Here is a 5,585-nt window from a genome sequence, read left to right as displayed (position 1 = left end):
ATACGGTACGCGGTAGGCTGGTTGGTGTTCATGAGGACCACCGTTCTTTTAAAGAGGGTGTATGGAACAAGAAAGACATGGTTTATGGCGTGATCGATACGGATTTGAGTGATAACAGTATGCTGACATTGGGCGGCACTTATCAGAAAAATAAAGACATTCCCGATTTTGCCGGCGTGATTTTACCTTGTGAGGATCAAAAAACTGCGGCCTTCAGCTCCAGTCCTGCCTGTAACAATCCTTTGAAATTGCCACGTAAAACTTATTTGGGTGAAACCTCATGGTCACGCCTGAATGCTGATAAATACAATATTTTTTCCGGTTTCAAACATGTCTTTGACAATGGATGGCAACTCAATGCAGAAATTTCTTATACGCATAATGATTCAGATGCCAAAGTCGGACAATTTTTTCTGAAAAACGAACACGCGGCAGGTATTTCAGCATCTGAGGCAACGGGTTTCTTAACCGAGAAGGGGGAGGTTATTCCTTTTGAGCCTAAAGACAAGGCGTTGGCAAAATTAAAAGAATATCGTGATGGTGTCACTAAAACATATGAAGAGAAAAAAGCAGATTATGTTGCCCATCGTTTCGATGCATCTGCTTTTGAACAATATCGCTCCCAAAGAGCGGCAGCACGTCGGGCAGGTTTTGATCAATGTATGCAGGACATTGGTTTGGATTTCCTGTGCAACGACTGGCAGGATCCGGGTGTAGAAGTAGATAAAAAAGAGTTTGTTGATAAGGAGCTTGCAAAGCAAGGCATTATTAACAATGCAGAAGGCCTGTTTCCCAACCGTCTATACGACTCAGCATACAATCTTCGCCACACATACAACCGCCGTTACAACTTCATGCCGTTGCACTATACCAAACATGATGTGCAATGGGGCTTTAAGCTGGATCTGACAGGTAACTACCGCCTGCTTGGGCGTGAACATGATTTCTTTGTCGGCTATGCGTATAACAATGAAAAAATCCGTTCTGCCTATACGGAAATATATCAAAACCGTTATTTTGTCCGTCCTCAAGGTTATGCAGGTGCAGGCAGTTGCGGCATTCATCCCGATGGTCCGGAGCGTAATCCTTTAGAAAAAGGCATTGTCGAACCAGATTGGCATATTTATAACGAAAAAGGTAATAACAAAATCTATGTGCCGGAATGCAGTGGCGCGCATGTTACCAAATATACTCCCCGTTTGGATGCGGAGGGCAAGCCTGTCTGGACAGTCAACGACAATGGTGAGCGCGTAATGGTGCAAGATCCTGTTTATGAATTGGATGCAAATGGAAACAAAATACAGGAGCGGGATGAAGAGGGAAATTTGAAATGGGCAAACCAATATCTGAAAATACCGCTGTGGAAAACTGTTCAGGTTGCAGATGATCATGTTCCGGCGTTATACAATTATTCGAAATACCTTAACACGAATAAAACACATTCTTTGACTGTCAGCACGCGCTTTAATGCGACCAACCGTCTGCATCTCTTGGGTGGTATGCACTATACGCGCTATGAAACCACACAAGCCAAAGAAATGCCTGTACGCTACGGCCAGCCTGCTACGGCATTCCAAACTGAGAGCAGTAACAAAATCGACAAAGAGCATTACACCTCAAAAATGCAAAGCCATAGGTTTACGCCATATGCTGGCATTACCTACGACCTGACACCGCAACAAAGCTTGTATGCCAGCTATACTAAGATTTTTAAACAACAGGATAACGTTGATGTAACCAGCAAATCCGTTCTTCCACCACTCATCGGGACTAACTATGAAATAGGTTGGAAAGGGTCGTTCTTGCAAGGCCGTCTGAATGCTTCGCTTGCCTTGTTTGTTTTACAGCAGAAAAACCGTACCGTTGTCGATTTCGGATTTGTTCCTGATACTAGTAGTAACGGAGGCTCATTCCAAACCATCGCTAAACCTGTGGGTAAGGTTAAGAGCAGCGGTGCAGAACTTGAATTGGCTGGCGAATTGTCGGAAAACTGGCGTATTTTTGTTGGCTACACATATAACAAAAGTAAGTATAAAAATGCGGCAGAAGTCAATGCGGAGCGGTTGGAGAAAAATACGACTGCCGACCCGTATAACTTCAGTAACTTCACGCCGGTACATATGTTCCGCCTCGGTACAAGCTACCGCTTGCCTCAAACTAAGTTAACCTTGGGTGGCGGAATATCTGCACAAAGTCGTACAAGTAGCCTTTACAATATTCGCCAAGGAGGCTACGGACTTATAGATGGCTTTGTTCAATATGACTTTCACAAACACGGCAGAATCAGCCTGATAGGAACTAACCTGGCTGACAGGACGTATTTTGAAAATAACTACAACCGTACGCGAGGTCAAAACAATTTCTATGGCGAACCGCGGACAGTTAAACTGAAATTGGATTGGCATTTCTAGAGAGAATGGATAATGATTGGGTATGTAAACATTATTGGCTAAATTCATAAAAGTATGGGTTGAATATCCTTCTTTTTTGAAAGCTGTTTCCTAACAATGGCTGAAGTTGATTCGATAGCCGGCGTATTTTCAAATATTAATTCGTTTCAAGTATTCAGCTTTGAAGGCCGTCTGAAACATTGCGTTCAGACGGCCTTTTTGTTTTCGGATAAAATACAGCAAACTTTCAATCAGCTGCCTTTTAAGATGACGCCCGAAACCCAAAAACAGCTCAAAATTACCGATGTCTCTGCTAAGAAGCTCGAAAAACTCAACCTCCATACCGCATGGGATTTGGTGTTGCACCTGCCGCTGCGTTACGAGGACGAGACGCACATCATGCCGATTAAGGATGCGCCGATCGGCGTGCCGTGTCAGGTTGAGGGCGAGGTCATCCATCAGGAAGTCACGTTCAAACCGCGCAAGCAGCTGATTGTCCAAATCGCCGACGGTTCCGGCAGCGTCCTTTTTTTGCGTTTCATCCACTTTTACGCCAGCAACCAGAAACAGATGGCGGTCGGCAAACGCATCCGAGCCGTGGGCGAAATCAAACACGGGTTTCACGGCGACGAGATGATTCATCCCAAAATCCGCGATGCCGAGAGCAGCGGTTTGGCGGAAAGCCTCACGCCGATTTATCCGACCGTAAATGGTTTGAACCAGCCCACTTTGCGTCGCATCATTCAGACGGCGTTGGACGTTACGCCGCTACACGACACGCTGCCCGATGCCTTATTGAGTCGTCTGAAACTACCGCACCTTGCCGAAAGCCTGCGCCTTTTGCATTCGCCGCCGCCGAGTTTCACCATCCACCAGCTTTCCGACGGCGCGCTACCCGCATGGCAGCGGCTTAAATTCGACGAACTTTTGGCGCAACAGCTTTCCATGCGCTTGGCGCGGCAGAAGCGTGTCAGCGGCTCAGCCACGGCATTGGGCGGCGACGGCATATTGACTCAAGCCTTGCGCCACGCCTTACCGTTTGCCCTGACCGATGCCCAAGAAAGAGTCGTGTCCGAAATCTGCCGCGATATGGCGCAAACCCACCCCATGCACCGCCTGCTGCAAGGCGATGTCGGCAGTGGCAAAACCATCGTTGCCGCCTTGTCTGCTTTGACCGCCATTGAATCTGGCGCGCAGGTGGCTGTAATGGCACCAACTGAAATCCTTGCAGAACAGCATTTTATCAAGTTCAAACAATGGCTTGAGCCGTTAGGCCTTGAAGTCGTTTGGCTTTCCGGCAGCCAGCGCAAAAAAGCCAAAGATGAAGCCAAAGCCAAACTCGCCGATGGCACCGTCAAAATCGCCGTCGGCACGCACGCCCTGTTTTCAGACGACGTCGAGTTCCAAAATCTGGGCTTGGTGATTGTGGACGAACAACACCGGTTCGGCGTTGCCCAACGTCTCGCCCTCAAAAGCAAAGGGCGCGACGTCCACCAGCTGATGATGTCCGCCACGCCCATCCCGCGCACGCTCGCCATGAGTTTCTTCGCCGACTTGGACGTGTCCGTCATCGACGAATTGCCGCCCGGGCGCACCCCGATTAAAACCCGCCTAGTCAACAACATCCGCCGCGCCGAAGTCGAAGGCTTCGTCCTCAACATCTGCCGCAAAGGACAGCAGGCATACTGGGTCTGCCCGCTGATTGAAGAAAGCGAAACCCTGCAACTGCAAACCGCCACCGAAACCCTAGCCCAGCTTCAGGCAGCCTTGCCCGAACTCAACATCGGCTTGGTACACGGGCGCATGAAGGCCGCCGAAAAAGCCGAAGTCATGGCTCAGTTTGCCGCAGGCCATCTGAACGTCTTGGTCGCCACCACCGTCATCGAAGTCGGCGTAGATGTACCCAACGCCGCCCTGATGGTGATCGAACACGCCGAACGCATGGGCTTGGCGCAGCTGCACCAATTACGCGGGCGGGTAGGGCGCGGCGCGGCAGAAAGCGTGTGCGTCCTCCTGTTTGCCGAACCCTTGAGCGAACTCGCTAAAGCGCGGCTGAAAGTCATCTACGAACACACCGACGGCTTCGAAATCGCCCACCAAGACCTCAACATTCGCGGCCCCGGCGAATTTCTCGGCGCGCGCCAAAGTGGCGTCCCCATGCTGCGTTTTGCCAATCTTGAAGAAGACCTGCACCTCTTGGAACAAGCGCGCGAAATCGCGCCCATGTTAATCGAACAAAACCCTGAAATCGTCGAAGCGCATTTGGCAAGATGGCTTTCCAGCAGGGAAGGTTATTTGGGCGTATAAAATTTGCATGAAAAGAAAAAGGCCGTCTGAAAACAGACGGCCTTTGGTTTGGCTGGATAGAGGTTTAGAAACCTTGTGCCAACATAGCATCGGCTACTTTGACAAAACCGGCAATGTTCGCACCGTTGACATAGTTTACTTTATCGCCGACTTTGCCGTATTTCAGGCAGGATTCGTGGATGTTGTGCATGATGTCGAACAGGCGTTGGTCGACTTCTTCACGGGTCCAAGACAGGCGGATGGCGTTTTGGCTCATTTCCAAACCTGAAGTTGCTACGCCGCCGGCGTTGGAGGCTTTGCCCGGAGCGTAGAGGATGCCGGCTTTGATAAATTGTTCGACTGCGCCTAAAGTTGACGGCATGTTCGCACCTTCGGCAACCACATAGCAACCGTTTGCCAGCAGGATTTTGGCAGCGTCTACATCCAATTCGTTTTGGGTGGCGCAAGGCAGGGCAACTTCGGCCGCAATGTTCCACGGTTTTTGGTTTTCAAAGTATTGCAGGCCTTGTTCTTTGGCGTAAGTGGCCACGCGTTCGCGGCGTACTTCTTTCAGCTCGATCAAAGCGGCCAGTTGCGCTTCGGTCATACCGCTATCAGGGAAGAGGACAAAGCCGTTGGAGTCGGAAACGGTCAATACTTTTGCACCCAGTTGGATGGCTTTTTCGGCAGCGTATTGCGCCACGTTACCGGAGCCGGAAATCAACACGCGTTTGCCTTCAATGCTGTCGTTGCGGGTTTCCAACATGGCTTGGGCAAAATACACGCAGCCGTAGCCGGTGGCTTCAGGGCGAATCAGGCTGCCGCCCCATTCGAGGCCTTTGCCGGTCAGGACGGAAGCAAATTCGTTGCGGATTTTTTTGTATTGGCCGAACAGATAGCCGATTTCGC

2 protein-coding genes and 1 pseudogene are annotated in these 5,585 nt (G+C 49.9%); 2 read left to right on the top strand and 1 reads right to left on the bottom strand.

Annotated features, from left to right (window positions below; all coding sequences use genetic code 11):
• On the top strand, positions 1–2,411 hold a 2,411-nt coding region (locus ACTHUE_RS10125; protein WP_440423408.1), incomplete at its 5' end, for a TonB-dependent siderophore receptor.
• 246 nt (positions 2,412–2,657) lie between these two features.
• Positions 2,658–4,697 (top strand): ATP-dependent DNA helicase RecG, encoded by a 2,040-nt coding sequence (gene recG, locus ACTHUE_RS10120; protein ID WP_039862031.1) that lies wholly within the window; start codon positions 2,658–2,660, stop codon positions 4,695–4,697.
• Positions 4,698–4,761: 64 nt separating this feature from the next.
• Here the strand turns inward: recG and ACTHUE_RS10115 are convergent.
• Positions 4,762–5,585 (bottom strand): annotated as a pseudogene (locus ACTHUE_RS10115) (NADP-specific glutamate dehydrogenase); the annotation flags it as partial.

The organism is Neisseria sp. P0021.S005, from assembly GCF_051956955.1.
This window is presented reverse-complemented; position numbering and strand designations above follow the sequence as displayed.